The organism is Pseudactinotalea sp. Z1748, from assembly GCF_049725185.1.
Taxonomy (GTDB): domain Bacteria; phylum Actinomycetota; class Actinomycetes; order Actinomycetales; family Beutenbergiaceae; genus CALKWS01.
The window spans coordinates 149181-164500 of the sequence record NZ_JBMPQB010000003.1 but is presented as its reverse complement, the minus strand read 5'-3'; the positions used below and the strand labels follow the sequence as shown (position 1 = coordinate 164500).

Sequence of the window (15320 nt, the reverse complement as noted above, 5' to 3'; positions counted from 1 at the left end):
CGAACGAATTATGACCCACGGACGAGGAATGTGGCGCAGGATCGCCGCCACCGCGGGGGCGATCGCCGTAGGAGCGGCCCTCACCGTCCCGGCCCATGCCGCCGGTGAGGACGAGGAGGTCGAGGACGACCTCGACGAACAGGGCGAGTACGACGAGTTCGCCGGTGACGACGTCCTGACCATCGCCACCGGCCAGTCCATCGAGAACTGGAACCCCTTCATCCAGATCTACGTGATCGAGCACCAGTTCCGGCAATTGCAGTACGAGCCCTTGGTGCGGATGAGCGCTGAGGACTACAGCCCCTCAGAGGGACTGGCCGAAGACTGGGAGGAGTCCGAGGATGGGCTCACCTGGACCTTCCACCTGCGCGAGGCCACCTGGCACGACGGAGAGGAGTTCACCGCCGACGACGTCGTGTACACCTACCACATCATCGAGAACGACCCAGTGATCAGTGCCCGCAATGCCGACGTGGTGGAGTTGATCGAGAACGTCGAGGCGATCGATGACCGGACCGTGGAGTTCACCCTGAGCAGCCCTTCGGTGAACCTGGAGGGCAGCGACCAGGTGATCGTGCCCGAACACATCTGGTCCGAGTACGAGGGTGAGTGGAACGAATACGGGAACGACGACTTCCCGATCGTCGGGATCGGTCCGTACCAAATGGTGGACTTCTCCACCGACGCCTACATCCGGTACGAGGCCTTCGATGACTACTGGCAGGGCGCGCCCGGCTTCAGTGAACTCGTCTACCAGTACTACACCGAGCCGGACACCGCGGTGGCAGCCCTGGAGGCCGGTGAGGTCGACCTGGTCGGCGGGTTGAACGAGGCCCAACTGGGCCGGGTCGAGGGCCTGGACCACGTCACCACGAACGTGGCCCCGGACCGGCGCTGGCTGGCGTTCCGGTTCAACACCGGTGCCGTCACCCGCGATGGTGAGGAGTTCGGCAGCGGGCACCCCGCCCTTGCGGACCCGCAGGTGCGCCGCGCGCTGCACCACGCGGTGGACAAGCAGGAACTGATCGAACGCGTCCGCGGCGGCTACGGCGAGGTGGCCCACTCCATCGTGCCGAACGTGTTCAGCACGATCCACTGGGAGCCCAGCGACGACGAACGGATGGACTTCGACCTCGAGGAGGCCGGCCGCTTGTTGGATGAGGCCGGCTACGAGATGGGCGACGACGGCGTGCGTGTGGGTCCCGACGGCGAACCGTTGTCCCTGGTGTTCGGCGTGGATGCCGGCAACGCCGAGCGCGAAGGCACGGCCCAGTTCATCGCCGAGTGGTTCAACGAGATCGGCGTGGAGACCGAACAGCGCATATCCGAGGACGTCCAGGACGAGTTCGACGAGGGCAACATCGACCTGGCCTTCACCGGCTGGGGCATCAACCCGAACCCGACCTACAACCTGAACCGGCAGAGCTGCGGGCAGTTGCCCGCCGCACCCGGCGACGGCACCACGGACACCTTCTACTGCAACGAGGAGTTCGACTCGCTGGTGCGGGACCAGGAGTCCGAGACCGACCCGGACGCCCGGGCGGAGTTGTTGTTCGAGGCCCAGCGGATCCTGTACGAGGACTCCCCGATCATCTTCCTCTGGTACCCCACCGTGATGGAGGCCTACAACAGCACCGCTGTCGGGGACTTCACCACCCAGCCGGCCGATGAGGGCATGATCATGGGCCAGATCGGCTCCTGGGCCTACCACTCCGCGAGCCCGACCGGCGAGAGCGTCGGCGGGGCGAGCACGGCCGTGCTCATCGGTGTCGGTGTGGTGGTGCTGCTCGGGGTGGCCGTCCTGGTGGTGGTCCTGGTGCGTCGTCGTCAAACCGCCGAGGAACGCGAGTAGATGACGTCCGATACAACGACCGCGCTGCCGGCCGGGTCCGGGGACGACCCGGCTGGTGGCGCGCCGGACGCCCGCGCCCGATCGGGCGCGGGCACGGGGCTGGCGAAGTATCTGCTGAACCGGGTCAGCGGCGCGATCGTGTCGCTGCTAGCGGTGCTGTTCACCGCGTTCTTCATCTTCCGGATCCTGCCCGGGGACCCCATCCAGAACCTGATGACGGACATGCAGTCGGCCTCTCCGGAACTGGAGCGGGCACTGCGGGCCGAGTGGGGTCTGGACGACCCCCTGCACATCCAGTTCTGGTCCTACCTGACCGGAACCCTCAGCGGAGACTTCGGCACCTCGATCCAGTACCAGGTCCCGGTTCTGCAACTGTTCGCCGACCGGGTGTTGCCCACGGTGCTGCTGGGTGGGGTGGCGCTCATCCTGTCTGTGCTGATCGGGTTCTCACTCGGCGCGAAGTCGGCCTGGCTGAACGGCTCGAAGTTCGACCGGCGCAACGTCAACATCGCGCTGATCTTCTTCTCCGCTCCCACCTTCTGGGTGGCGATGATCGCCATCATCATCTTCTCCCGGGAACTGCGCCTGTTCCCGACCGGGCGGATGGTCTCGGCGCACACCCCGGACCGGTTCTGGCCCCAGCTCCTCGACATCGCCCACCACATGGTGCTGCCCACCATCACGCTCACCGCGATGATTTACGCCGGGTACCTGCTCACCATGAGGGCCTCGATGCTCGACGAGATGGGCAATGACTACATCACCACCGCGCGCGCCAAGGGGTTGCGTGATGTGGTGGTGCGGCGCCGGCACGCGATGCGCAACGCCCTGTTGCCCACCACGACGTTGGTGTTCATGGCGATCGGCAACGTCATCAACGGTGCGCTGGTCACCGAGATGATCTACACCTGGCCCGGCCTCGGCTACACCTTCTTCCAGGCGATCGCGGTGCCGGACTACCCGGTCCTGCAGGGACTCTTCGTGATCTTCGCCTCGGCCACGGTGCTAGCCAACCTGGCCGCCGACATCCTGTACTGGTTCATCGACCCGAGGGCGCGCAAGACATGAGCACCGAGAACGCCGCCGCCACCGTGCGCAGCGCGCGCGCACTGCGTATGCGCCGCTGGCGCCAGTCCATGCGCACCATCTGGAACGACTTCCGCCTGCAGCGATCCGGGGTCGCCGGCCTGATCGGGCTGAGCGTCTTCGTGATGATCGCGATCATCACCCCGATCGTGGTCGCAGAGGAGTCGCTCAGCGTGACACAGGCGACCGGTGGCCGGATGGCACCGCCCACCTCGGAGTACTGGCTGGGCACCGACGAGTTCGGCCGGTCGGTGCTGCTGCTGACCCTGTACGGCACCCAGGTCACCCTGGTGATCGGGATCGCCGCGGCCCTGGTGGCGATGGTGATCGGCACGTTCGTGGGCATCGTCGCGGGGCACTTCGAGGGCCGCGTCTCCTGGGTGCTGATGCGGATCGCCGAGTGGTTCATGAACCTGCCCACCCTGGTTCTGGCGATCGTGCTCGTGGTCGTGCTGGGACGGAGCATGTGGGTGCTGATCATCGCGATCGGCATTACCTCCTGGGCCGGGACCTCCAGGGTGATCCGGGCGCAGACGCGTGGTATCGAGGGCCGCCCCTACCTGGAACGTGCCCGGGCCCTGGGTGCCGGGCACTGGCACCAGATGGGCCGGCACGTGCTGCCCAACGTCACCCCGCTGGTGCTCGCCAGCACCATCATGGCGATCGCCGGGGCGATCCTGACCGAGTCCACCCTGGCGTTCCTCGGCCTGTACGACCCGAACAACCTCTCCTGGGGCATGCTCCTCAACCGCGCTTGGTCCAACGGTGCGATGAGCGCCGGGGCCTGGTGGTACGTGCTGCCCCCGGGCTTCATGATCCTGCTCGTGGTGCTGAGTTTCACCCTGTGCGGCCGGGCCCTGGAAGTGGCCCTCAACCCCCGATTGCGTCGGTGAGCCTCGTGACATTGCTTCAGATCCAGGACCTGCACGTCACCTACTCCGGCTCACGCGGGACCATCCCGGCGGTGCGCGGGGTCGACCTGAGCCTGGACCCCGGCCGCACCATCGGCCTGGCCGGTGAGTCCGGGTGCGGCAAGTCCACCCTGGCCGCGGCGATCCTGCGGTTGCTGCCCCCGCGGACCGAGGTGACGGGCAAGATCCTGCTCGACGGCAAGGACGTCCTCGAGATGTCCTTCGGCGCGCTGCGCGCGGTCCGGTGGTCCTCGGCGTCGATCATCTTCCAGGGCGCGATGCACGCGCTGAACCCGATGCACAGGATCGGGGTGCAGATCGCCGAACCGATCCTGCTGCACGAGCAGGTCGAGGAGAAGGTCGCGCGCAAGCGGGTGGCCGAGTTGCTCGACCAGGTCGGGCTCCCGGTGTGGCGATCCTCGAGTTACCCCCACGAACTCTCCGGCGGGCAGCGCCAGCGGGTGATGATCGCCATGGCCCTGGCGTGCAACCCGGACCTGATCATCGCCGACGAGGCCACCACCGCGCTCGACGTGATGGTCCAGGCCCAGGTCCTGGACCTGATCAGCAATCTGGTCCGGGACCGTGACGTGGGGATGATCATGATCAGTCACGACCTGTCGGTGCTGGCCGATACCTGCGACGAGGTGGCGGTGATGTATGCCGGCAAGGTGGTGGAGCAGGGCCACGCGCACGAGGTGTTCGCCGGCGCCCGCCACCCCTACTCCGACGCGCTCGCCTCCGCATTCCCGGTAATCGGGGACGTCGAGGCCCGGCACCGCCCACGCGGTCTGGCAGGAGACCCGCCCGACCCGACCGACCTGCCGAGCGGGTGCACGTTCCACCCGCGCTGCCCGGTGGCCCGGGACGACTGCCTCACCGTGGTCCCGCCGCTGGAGGCCCTGGCTGATGATCCGCAGCGGCGCAGCGCCTGCCACGTCGCCCAGGACGGTCTGCCGATCCGCACGCCCGCTCCCGTCCGAATGGAGGAGTCCACCACGTGAGTGACCAGATCCTGTCCGCACGCGACCTGCACGTCACCTTCGGCCTGCCCGATGGCCGTGAGGCCAAGGCGGTCGCCGGGGTCAACCTCGACGTGGCCCCCGGGGAAATCGTGGCCCTGGCCGGTGAGTCCGGTTGTGGCAAGACCACGCTGGCGCGCACGCTGCTCGGGCTGGAGGTGCCTACCGCCGGCACGGTAACCTTCGGTGGCAGGCCGCTGGGCACCAAGGTCCGGGAGTTGCGTGCCTTCCGGAAGAAGGTGCAGTTGGTGCTGCAGGACCCCACCGGCGCCCTCAACCCCCGGCACACCGTCTACGACGCGGTCGCCGAGGGTCTGCGGATCCACGGGATCGACGACGACGAGCACACCCGGGTCTGCGAGGCGCTCGCCCAGGCCGGGCTGCGCCCGCCCGAGCGGTTCCTGCTGTCCTACCCGCACGAACTCTCCGGCGGCCAGCGTCAGCGAGTGGTGATCGCCGGGGCACTCGCGCTGGATCCGGCCATCATCATCGCCGACGAGCCGGTGGCCTCCCTGGATGCCTCGGTGCGCGGGGAGATCCTGGCGCTGCTGCTGCGCCTGCGCCGGGACTTCGGCCTGGGCGCCCTGGTCGTCACCCACGATCTCGGTCTGGCCTGGTCCATCGCGGACCGGATCGCGGTGATGTATCTGGGCCGGATCGTGGAACTGGGCGATGTGGAACAGATCCTCACCAACCCCCAGCACCCTTACACGAAGGCGCTGGTCTCGGTGCTGCCGGACTCCCCCGTCGGCGATCACATCGTGCTCGCCGGTGAGCCACCCGATGCCACGTCGGTGCCGGGCGGGTGCCGGTTCCACCCGCGCTGCCCGGTGCTGGCCAGTGGTGAGGCGGACCACGCCGGGGTCGCGTCGGACTGCCGCACCGTGGATCTGCCGGTGCTGGCCGCCCACTCCTCCGAGCGGCAGGTGGCGTGCCACTACGCCCATCGGGTGCTCGGAGCGAGCCTGGGTCCGGGTGCCGGTGAGACCGAGCAGGTGCGGGCCGACCTGACCTGATCTGCCCGCGCCCCGGGATCTCAGGTCAGGGCCGGCTCGTCCAGGTGGATCGCGGCGTCCTCGACCACGGCCGGTACTCCCAGCGGGACCGTCGCCGAGCGGGTGCCATGACCGAACCCGACGTCGGTCAGCACCGGCACACCGAGCGGTCTGAGGCGGTCGGTCAGGACCTCATCGATCCCGTCCTCGCAGTCGTGCCAGGACCCCGCGACCACCGCGGCGACGCCGGTCAGCCAGCCCGATCGCAGGAGTTCGGTGAGCATCCGGTCGATCTGGTAGCGCTTCTCATCCACATCCTCGATCACCAGGATCGACCCGGCCGCGCTCCGTGGTCCGGTGGGCCCACCCACGCCGCTGGCGAGCAGGCTCAGGCACCCGCCCATGGTGATCCCGCCGGCCCGTCCCCCGATCAGGGCACGGGCACCGGTGGTGGTGATGGTCCGGACCAGTTCGGGTTCGAACAGCATCCGGCGCAGCATCGCCCTGGTGGGTTCGTCGCTGGTGAAGGGTTCGGCACCGATCATCGGGGCGTGCAGGGTGACCACACCGAGGCGGGCGCCGATGGCCTGGTGCAGGGCGGTGACGTCGGAGTACCCGGCCAGGATCTTGGGCCGCGCCCGGCTCATCGCCTCGAAGTCCAGCAGGTCCACCATCCGGAAGGCACCGTACCCGCCCCGGGCACAGAGGACCGCATCGATCCCGGGATCGCACCAGGCGGCTTGGAAGTCGGCAGCCCGTTGGGCGTCGGTGCCGGCGAGGTAGTCCAGTTCGGGGTGGGTCACCACAGCATGCGGGGCCACGGCCACCTCCAGGCCCCAGGAACGCAGCACCTGCACGCCACGCTCGAGCCGGTCGGCCGGGACCGGGCCGCTCGGGGACACCACCGCCACGGTGTCCCCGCGCCGCAGCCGGGGCGGCCGGATGCGCTCGGGCTCCACCTCAGCCGTACCGGTGCTCGGTGGCCGCAGAGACCAGCGTGCAGACGGCCTTGAAACACCGGATCATGTCGTAGGCCGTGGCGCTGGTGAACTCCACGGTACGGTCCCCGGTCCGCACCACCGTGGGCACCACTGTCGCGGCCTCGGCGAGTTGGGTGGCGTCGGTCTCGACCTGCACCGTGAAGGGACCCTGGTTCACACCCTCGACCTGCCCGGCCAGGGACATCGCGGCGGCGGCGGACTCCTTGATCTGGGCGTGGGTACGCGCGGGCGGCCGGCAGTTCGCGGTGTACCGAGCCACGTAGTCCTTGACCGCCACCGTGCGCGCCTGCGGCGCGTAGGTGGCGGCATCGGCACAGGTGCGATCATCACCGGTGATCAGCACGACCGGCACGCCGTACGCGGCTGCGACGTGGGCGTTCAACAGCCCCTCACTGCCGATCCGACCGTTCACCAGCACGCTGGTCAAGGACCCGGGGATGTAGGTGTGCGAGAGCACGCCCTGGGTCCCGGCCGCGGTGTGATAGCCCAGGAAAGCCACGCCATCCACCGCGCCGCGCTGGATACCCTCGACCATCGTCAGTTCCTTGTGCCGCCCGGTGATCATCGTGGCCCGTGGGTCCAGTTCCTCCAGGAGCAGGTTGCGCATCGTCGAGTGGGCCTCGTTGACGAGCACCTCGCTCGCGCCCCCATCGAAGAATCCCTCGATAGCGGCGTTGACGTCGGAGGTGAACAAGGGTCGGCAGCGTTCCCACTCGGGCGCCCCCGGTTCGCAGTCCGCGGGCCAGGTGACGCCGGTGGCGCCCTCCATGTCCGCCGAGATCAGTATCCGCATCCTCCTACCGTAGCCGCGCACGCTTCGCCGTTTGGTTCAGCGCGCGGAGAACTCCTCCCCCACGGTGTGCAACCGGATGGAGTTCGTGGTGCCCGATTTCCCGGGGGGCATTCCGGCGACGACGACCACCTGGTCCCCGTCCGCGGCGAGGTCATCCCCGCGTAGCACGTTGTCGAGCTGGTCGACCATGTCGTCGGTGTGCTGGACCTGGTCCACGGTGAAGCTCTGGATTCCCCAGGACAGCGCGAGTTGGTTCCGGACACCTTCATCGGGGGTGAACGCCAGCAGCGGGATCGCCGAACGGAGCCGGGACATCCTACGCGCGGAGTCACCGGACTGGGTGAAGCAGGCCAGGTACTCCGCCCCCAGGGTCTCTCCGATCTGGGCGGCGGCCTTGGTGATCACACCACCTCTGGTGTGCGGTGTGGCCCGTAGCCGGGTGACCCGTTCCAGGCCGTGCACCTCGGTGTTCGTGATGATGCGTGCCATCGTCTCGACGCACTCGATCGGATACTGGCCCACCGAGGTCTCCCCGGACAGCATCACCGCGTCGGCACCGTCCAACACGGCGTTGGCGCAATCGGAGGCCTCGGCGCGAGTGGGCCGGGGCGCGGAAATCATCGACTCCAGCACCTGGGTGGCCACGATCACCGGTTTGGCGTTGCGCAACGCCAGTTCGGTGGCACGCTTCTGCACCAGCGGCACCTGCTCCAGCGGGAGCTCCACGCCCAGGTCGCCGCGGGCCACCATGATGGCGTCGAAGGCATCGACGATCTCCGCGAGGTTGTCCACCGCCTGGGGCTTCTCGATCTTGGCGATCACCGGGACGGTCCGTCCCTCCTCGTCCATGATCGCCTTGACGTCGTCGTAATCGGCTGCGGAGCGCACGAAGGACAGCGCGATCATGTCCGCCCCCAGGCGCAGCGCCCAGCGCAGGTCCTCGGCGTCCTTCTCCGAGAGCGCCGGAACGTTCACCGCGACCCCGGGCAGGTTCAGTCCCTTGTTGTTCGACACCGGGCCGGGGACCTCCACGCGGGTCACCACGCGTGGGCCGTTCACCTCGGTGACCCGTACCGCGACCCGGCCGTCGTCGATCAGGATCCTGTCGCCGGCGTTCACGTCCCCGGGCAGGCCCTCGAACGTGGTGGACACCAGATCCTTGGTGCCCGGGACGTCCTCGGTGGTGATGGTGAAGATGTCACCCTCGGCGAGGTCGTGGCCGCCTTCGACGAAGCGTCCGAGCCGGATCTTGGGACCCTGCAGGTCCACCAGCACCGCCACCGCACGCCCCGAGGCCCTGGCCGCAGCACGCACGTTGGCGTACACCGCCTCGTGGGTGGCGACGTCGCCGTGGCTGCGGTTGATCCGGGCCACGTCCATCCCGGCATCGACCAGTTTCCGAACCATGTCCATCGATTCGGTGGCGGGGCCCAAGGTGCACACGATCTTCGCTCTTCGCATGCTCCAACCCTATTGTGTCTGCGGGGTGGCTCGTGCCACTGCCCCGGGCCGCTCACCCGACTTTGATCGCTACCGTGCCGGCCGCGATCGGGGCGGGAAGTTCGGTGTGCCCACGCAGATAGGAGTCCACCGACGCCGCCGCCGACCGGCCCTCCGCGATCGCCCACACGATCAGGGACTGCCCGCGTCCACAGTCGCCGGCCACGTAGACGCCGGGCACGCTGGTGCCGAAGTCCTCACCGCGGACGATCCGGCCCCGCTCATCGACCTCCACCCCGAGTTGGCTCAGCAAGCCGTCGGCGGGCACACCGGTGAAGCCCATCGCCAGCAGGACCAGTTGTGCCGGGATCTCCCGCTCGGTACCCTCGATCGGCTCCGGGCGTCCGGAACTCAGGTCCACCTGCACCACCCGCAACGCTCGCACCCGGCCGTCGTCGTCGGCCAGGAACTCCGCGGTGGAGGTGGCGTAGACGCGTTCGCCACCCTCCTCGTGGGCGCTGGAGACGCGGTACAGCATCGGGTGGGTCGGCCAGGGCTGGTTCTGCGGACGTTCGACCGGTGGCTGGGGCATGATCTCCAGTTGCAGCACCGAGCGCGCCCCCTGCCGGTGCGCGGTACCCACGCAATCGGCGCCGGTGTCACCGCCGCCGATCACCACCACATCGGCGTCGGTCGCCAGGATCTGATCGGGGACGTCCTCACCCACGGCGGCCCGGTTGGCCTGGGGCAGGAACTCCATCGCCTGGTGGATCCCGGCCAGGTCGCGCCCGGGTACGGGAAGGTCGCGGGCCAGTTCGGTGCCCATGGCCAGCACTATCGCGTCATATCGCTCCCGCAGATCGGCGCCGCTGAGGTGGCCCGGACCGCCGATATCCACCCGGGGACGGAACCGGGTTCCCTCGGCCTCCATCTGCGCCAGCCTGGCATCCAGGTGACGCTTCTCCATCTTGAACTCCGGGATCCCGTAGCGCAGTAGCCCGCCGACCCGGTCCGACCGTTCGAAGACCGCCACGGTGTGACCGGCCCGGGTCAGTTGCTGGGCGGCGGCGAGCCCGGCGGGGCCGGAGCCGATCACCGCAACGGTGGAGCCGGTGAGGCGGTCCGGGATCTGCGGGGTGACCAGGCCCTTGTCGAAGGCGACGTCGATGATGGTCTGCTCGATGTTCTTGATCGTCACCGGCGGCTGGTTGATCCCGAGCACGCAACTGGTCTCACACGGCGCCGGGCACAGTCTCCCGGTGAAGTCGGGAAAGTTGTTCGTGGCGTGCAGCCGCTCGATCGCTTCGTCCCACCGGCCGGTGCGGGCCAGGTCGTTCCACTCCGGGATCAGGTTGCCCAGCGGGCAGCCGTTGTGACAGAAGGGGATGCCGCAATCCATGCAGCGGCTCGCCTGCCGGGTGAGCATCGCCGAGTCCTCCGCGCGACGCTCTTGCACCTCCTTCCAGTCCCGTATCCGGACCGGTACCGGGCGGCTGGCGGGCAGTTCGCGTTCGCGCACCCGCAGGAAGCCTCGGGGATCAGCCATGGGTCGCCTCCAGCACTCGGTTCCAGACATCGGGTTCACTCAGGTCCGCGCCGGCGGCCTCGACCTCGGCGAGCACGTCGGTGACGCGGGTGAAGGCCAGCGGCACCACCTTGGTGAAGCGGCGGGCCAGGTCTTCGGGATCGGCCAGGAGGTGTGTGGCCACCGGGGAGTCGGTCTGCTCGGCGTACTCGGTGAGCAGCGCGGTCAGCTCCGCCGCGTCCGCAGCGCTGACACCGGACAGGTTCAGGTCACCCGACGCCAGGGCCTGGGCGTTGATCAGTTCCGCCTCGAGGTCCAGCACGTAGGCCGTCCCCCCGGACATGCCGGCGGCGAAGTTGCGCCCCGTTCCGCCCAGTACCACTACCGTGCCGCCGGTCATGTACTCACATCCGTGGTCACCGACGCCCTCGACCACCAGCGTGGCGCCGGAGTTGCGCACCCCGAACCGCTCCCCGGCGGTGCCGCGCAGGAACACCTGGCCGGACGTGGCCCCGTAGGCGATCACGTTGCCGGCGATGACGTTCGCGGCGGCGTTGAAGGTGGCCTCGGCCGGTGGCCGTACCACCACCCGTCCACCGGACAGGCCCTTGCCGACGTAGTCGTTGGCGTCCCCGAACAGGCGCAGGGTGATCCCCGGCGGCAGAAACGCTCCCAGGGACTGCCCGGCCGATCCGTGCAGGGTGACGTCGATGGTGTCCCGGGGCAGACCCTCGCCCCCGTAACGGCGGGTCACCTCGTGACCGAGCATGGTGCCCACGGTGCGGTTGATGTTGCGTACACCGACCTCGATCTGCACCGGTTCGCCCCGTTCCAGGGCGGCTTCGGCGCGGGCGATGAGTTCGACGTCCAGCGCCCGATCCAGCGCGTGGTCCTGGCTGATCCGTTGCCGTGGATGGGACCCCGGCGGCAGTGACGGCTTGGCCAGGATCGGGGTGAGGTCCAGCCCGGCGGCCTTCCAGTGGTCCACCGCGGCGGAGGTGTCGAGCAGGTCGACCTCCCCGATCGCCTCATCCAGCGACCGCAGCCCGAGTGAGGCCAGGATCTCCCGGACCTCCTGTGCCACGTACTCGAAGAAGGTGACCACGTCTTCGGGTCGGCCGGTGAAGCGCGCGCGCAGGTCCGGGTTCTGGGTGGCCACCCCCACCGGGCAGGTGTCCTGGTGGCACACGCGCATCATGACGCAGCCCGAGACCACCAGCGGGGCGGTGGCGAACCCGTACTCCTCCGCGCCCAGCAGGGCTGCGATGACCACGTCCCGGCCCGTCTTGAGCTGACCGTCGGTCTGGACCACGATGCGGTCCCGCAGGTTGTTCAGCACCAGGGTCTGCTGGGTCTGGGCAAGGCCGATCTCCCAGGGTGCCCCGGCGTGCTTGAGCGAGGTCAGCGGGCTCGCACCGGTGCCGCCGTCATGGCCGGAGATCAGCACCACGTCCGCGTGCGCCTTGGACACGCCGGCAGCGACCGTGCCCACGCCGATCTCGGAGACGAGCTTGACGTGCACCCGGGCCGCGGGGTTGGCGTTCTTGAGGTCATGGATGAGTTGGGCGATGTCCTCGATGGAATAGATGTCGTGGTGGGGTGGCGGTGAGATCAGCCCGACCCCGGGGGTGGCATGCCGGGTCTTGGCCACCCACGGGTAGACCTTCGCCCCGGGGAGCTGTCCGCCCTCACCGGGTTTGGCGCCTTGGGCCATCTTGATCTGCAGGTCCTGGGCGTGCACCAGGTACTCCGAGGTCACCCCGAACCGCCCGGAGGCGATTTGCTTGATCGCGCTGCGTCGCCGTGGGTCGAGGAGTCGCTCGGTGTCCTCCCCGCCCTCCCCGGTGTTGGACTTGGCTCCGAGCCGGTTCATCGCGATCGCCAGCGTCTCATGGGCCTCGGCGGAGATGGACCCGTAGGACATCGCCCCGGTGGAGAACCGTTTCACGATCTCGTTGACCGGTTCGACCTCGTCGATCCCGATCGGCGCGCGCCCGGAGTCCGCGAAGGAGAACAGCCCTCGCAGCGTCATCAACCTGCTGGCCTGGGAGTCCACCCGGCGCGCGTAGTCCTTGTACAACTCGTAGTTGCGGGTCCTGGTCGAGTGCTGCAGACGGAACACGGTCTCGGGGTCGAACAGGTGGGGTTCGCCCTCGCGGCGCCACTGGTACTCCCCTCCGATCTGCAGCCGCCGGTGCGCCGGGGCGATACCGCTTCGGGGATAGGCGGTGGCGTGCCGGGCCGCCACCTCGGCGGCCAGCACCTCCAGGCCCACCCCGCCCAGGGGCGTCGGGGTGGCCGTGAAGTAGCGGTCGACGAGGTCCTGGGACAGCCCGAGTGCCTGGAACACCTGGGCACCGCGGTAGGAGGCCATGGTGGAGATGCCCATCTTGCTCATCACCTTCAGGACTCCCTTGCCCAGTCCCTTGATGAGATTGTGCACGGCCTGTTCCGCGGAGATGTCGCTGAGCACACCGGAGTGGACCAGTTCCTCCACCGATTCCATCGCCAGATAGGGGTTCACCGCGGCGGCGCCGTATCCGACCAACAGGGCCACATGGTGTACCTCGCGCACGTCACCGGCCTCGACCAGCAGGCTGATCCGGGTGCGGGTGTGCTTGCGGAGGGTGTGGTGGTGCACGGCCGCGCACAGCAGCAGGGACGGGATCGGAGCCAGGAGGGCGTCGGAGTCACGGTCGGAGAGCACCACGAAACTGCTGCCCTGCTCGATCGCGGCGTCGACCTCGGCGAAGATCTCCTCCAAGCGGGCCTGCAGCGCGCTCGCGCCGCCCTCCACCCGGTACAGCCCGGAGATCGTCACCGCGGCGAAGCCGCGCCCCGGACCCGGGGTGCGGTGGATGTTCTTGATCTTGGCGAGTTGATCGTTGTCGATCACAGGGAAGGGGAGGACGAGTTTGCGGGCGTGCTCACCGGTGGCCTCCAGCAGATTGGGCTCGGGACCGATGGCCCCGCCGACGGCGGTGACGAGTTCCTCGCGGATGGCGTCCAGCGGCGGGTTCGTCACCTGGGCGAAGAGTTGGGAGAAGTAGTCGAACAGCAGGCGGGGGCGCTCGGAGAGCACCGCGATCGGCGTATCGGTACCCATCGACCCCAGTGCCTCCGCACCGGTGGCCGCCAGCGGCCGCAACAGGATGCGCAGTTCCTCCTCCGTGTAGCCGAAGGTTTGCTGCCGGCGCAGCACCGAGGACCGGGAGTGCGCCACGTGCTCGCGCTCGGGTAGGTCCTCCAGGTTGATCTGGTTCTCCGCGAGCCACGTCTGGTAGGGATGGGCCCGGGCCAGTTCGGATTTGATCTCCTCATCCTCGATCACCCGGCCGGCGCCGGTGTCCACCAGGAACATCCGGCCCGGGGCGAGGCGTCCCTTGCGCACCACCTCGGCGGCGGGCAGGTCGAGCACGCCGGACTCGCTGGCCAGGACCACCAGGCCGTCGGCGGTGATCCAGTACCTGCCCGGGCGCAGCCCGTTGCGGTCCAGCACCGCGCCGATGTACCGCCCGTCGGTGAAGCACATCGCCGCGGGTCCGTCCCAGGGCTCCATGAGGGTGCCGTGGTAGGCGTAGAACGCGCGCCGCTGCGCGCTCATCGAGGTGTGGTTCTCCCATGCCTCGGGAATCATCATCAGCACCGCGTGCGGAAGGGACCGACCCCCAAGGTGCAGCAGTTCCAGCACCTCATCGAAACTGGCCGAGTCGCTCTGCTCCTCACGGCACACCGGCATCAGCGGCGCCAGGTCACCGAGCGCCGGGGAGACCAGGGTGCCCTCCCGGGCAGCCATCCAGTTCCGATTCCCGCGCACGGTGTTGATCTCCCCGTTGTGTGCCACCGCGCGGAACGGTTGCGCCAGTGGCCAGGAGGGGAAGGTGTTGGTGGAGAACCGGGAGTGCACCAGCGCGATCTCGGAGGCGAATCGCGGATCGGACAGGTCGGTGAAGAACGGCTTCAACTGGGTGGTGGTGACCATCCCCTTGTACACCAGCGTGCGGGATGAGAGGGAGGCGAAGTACACCCCGGCCTCGTGCTCGGCTCGCTTGCGCAGCCGGTAGGCCCGCCGGTCCAGATCCAGCCCGTGCAGGGCGCCGGCCGCATCGGCGACCACGAGATGGCGGAAGGTGGGCATGCAGGCCCGGGCGGTGGGGCCGACCAGGCCGTCCTGCACCGGCACATCCCGCCAGGCGAGCACATCCAGGCTCTCCTCGGCGGCGATCCGCTCCACCTGCTCCGCAGCGCTGTCGGCACCGGCTGCGTCCAGCGGCAGGAAGGCCAACCCGATAGCGTAATATCCGGCGCCCGGAAGTTCCGCCTCGATTACCGCACGTACGAACGCATCCGGGACCTGGGTGAGAATGCCCGCGCCGTCGCCGGAGTCCGCCTCGGCGCCGACCGCGCCCCGGTGGTCCAGATTCGCCAGTGCGCGAAGTCCGGCGTCGACGATGTCACGACCGGGTGTGCCCCGCAGCGTGGCCACGAACGCAACTCCACAGGCGTCACGTTCGGCGCCGGGATCGTACAGTCCTTGCGCCGGAGGGATGGCGCTGAACGTTGCGTAGGGTCCTGCGTGCTGCGGGCTACCGCTCATCCGATCATCCTTGCCGCCACCAGATCAGATCATCCGGTGGACTTTACCGACGCTTGAAGGTTGGGCAAGATAAGCCCATAACGGATTTACAGTACCTA

Annotated in this window: 10 protein-coding genes; 5 read left to right on the top strand and 5 right to left on the bottom strand. The window is 68.8% G+C overall.

Translation table 11 applies throughout. The annotated features are described in order from the left end of the window. The first annotated feature begins 10 nt into the window (after positions 1–10). The 5 genes from ACO0LU_RS08065 to ACO0LU_RS08045 are packed head-to-tail and all read left to right on the top strand — an operon-like array spanning position 11 to position 5887. Positions 11–1852 (top strand): ABC transporter substrate-binding protein, encoded by a 1842-nt coding sequence (locus tag ACO0LU_RS08065; protein ID WP_424790861.1) that lies wholly within the window; start codon positions 11–13, stop codon positions 1850–1852. Then, the gene (locus ACO0LU_RS08060; RefSeq protein WP_424790860.1) at positions 1853–2920 is read left to right on the top strand and encodes an ABC transporter permease; all 1068 of its coding nucleotides are present in this window, start codon (positions 1853–1855) and stop codon (positions 2918–2920) included. It begins immediately after the preceding gene. After that, positions 2917–3831 carry an ABC transporter permease gene (locus ACO0LU_RS08055; protein WP_424789127.1) on the top strand — a complete coding sequence of 305 codons (915 nt, stop codon included), beginning with the start codon at positions 2917–2919 and terminating at the stop codon, positions 3829–3831. The genes ACO0LU_RS08060 and ACO0LU_RS08055 overlap by 4 nt, the downstream gene beginning before the upstream one ends. Next, a complete protein-coding gene (locus ACO0LU_RS08050; protein WP_424790859.1) occupies positions 3828–4853 on the top strand; it encodes an ABC transporter ATP-binding protein in 1026 nt (341 codons plus the stop codon). The genes ACO0LU_RS08055 and ACO0LU_RS08050 overlap by 4 nt, the downstream gene beginning before the upstream one ends. Then, entirely contained in the window at positions 4850–5887 is a 1038-nt protein-coding gene (locus tag ACO0LU_RS08045) for an ABC transporter ATP-binding protein (RefSeq protein ID WP_424790858.1), read from the top strand. The genes ACO0LU_RS08050 and ACO0LU_RS08045 overlap by 4 nt, the downstream gene beginning before the upstream one ends. Before the next feature lie 20 nt (positions 5888–5907). On the opposite strand, the gene ACO0LU_RS08040 is transcribed toward ACO0LU_RS08045, so the two are convergent. The 5 genes from ACO0LU_RS08040 to gltB are packed head-to-tail and all read right to left on the bottom strand — an operon-like array spanning position 5908 to position 15222. Next, positions 5908–6768: a S66 peptidase family protein gene (locus ACO0LU_RS08040; RefSeq protein ID WP_424790857.1), complete on the bottom strand. Its 861-nt coding sequence runs from the start codon at positions 6766–6768 to the stop codon at positions 5908–5910. 58 nt (positions 6769–6826) lie between these two features. Beyond that, entirely contained in the window at positions 6827–7660 is an 834-nt protein-coding gene (locus ACO0LU_RS08035) for a M55 family metallopeptidase (RefSeq protein WP_424790856.1), read from the bottom strand. A gap of 36 nt (positions 7661–7696) precedes the next feature. Further along, on the bottom strand, positions 7697–9121 hold the full coding sequence (gene pyk / locus ACO0LU_RS08030; protein ID WP_424790855.1) for a pyruvate kinase: 1425 nt from the start codon (positions 9119–9121) through the stop codon (positions 7697–7699). Positions 9122–9173: 52 nt separating this feature from the next. After that, positions 9174–10646 (bottom strand): glutamate synthase subunit beta, encoded by a 1473-nt coding sequence (locus tag ACO0LU_RS08025; protein ID WP_424790854.1) that lies wholly within the window; start codon positions 10644–10646, stop codon positions 9174–9176. Next, positions 10639–15222: a glutamate synthase large subunit gene (gene gltB / locus ACO0LU_RS08020; RefSeq protein ID WP_424790853.1), complete on the bottom strand. Its 4584-nt coding sequence runs from the start codon at positions 15220–15222 to the stop codon at positions 10639–10641. Before gltB ends, ACO0LU_RS08025 begins: the two co-directional genes overlap by 8 nt. Positions 15223–15320: the final 98 nt, after the last annotated feature.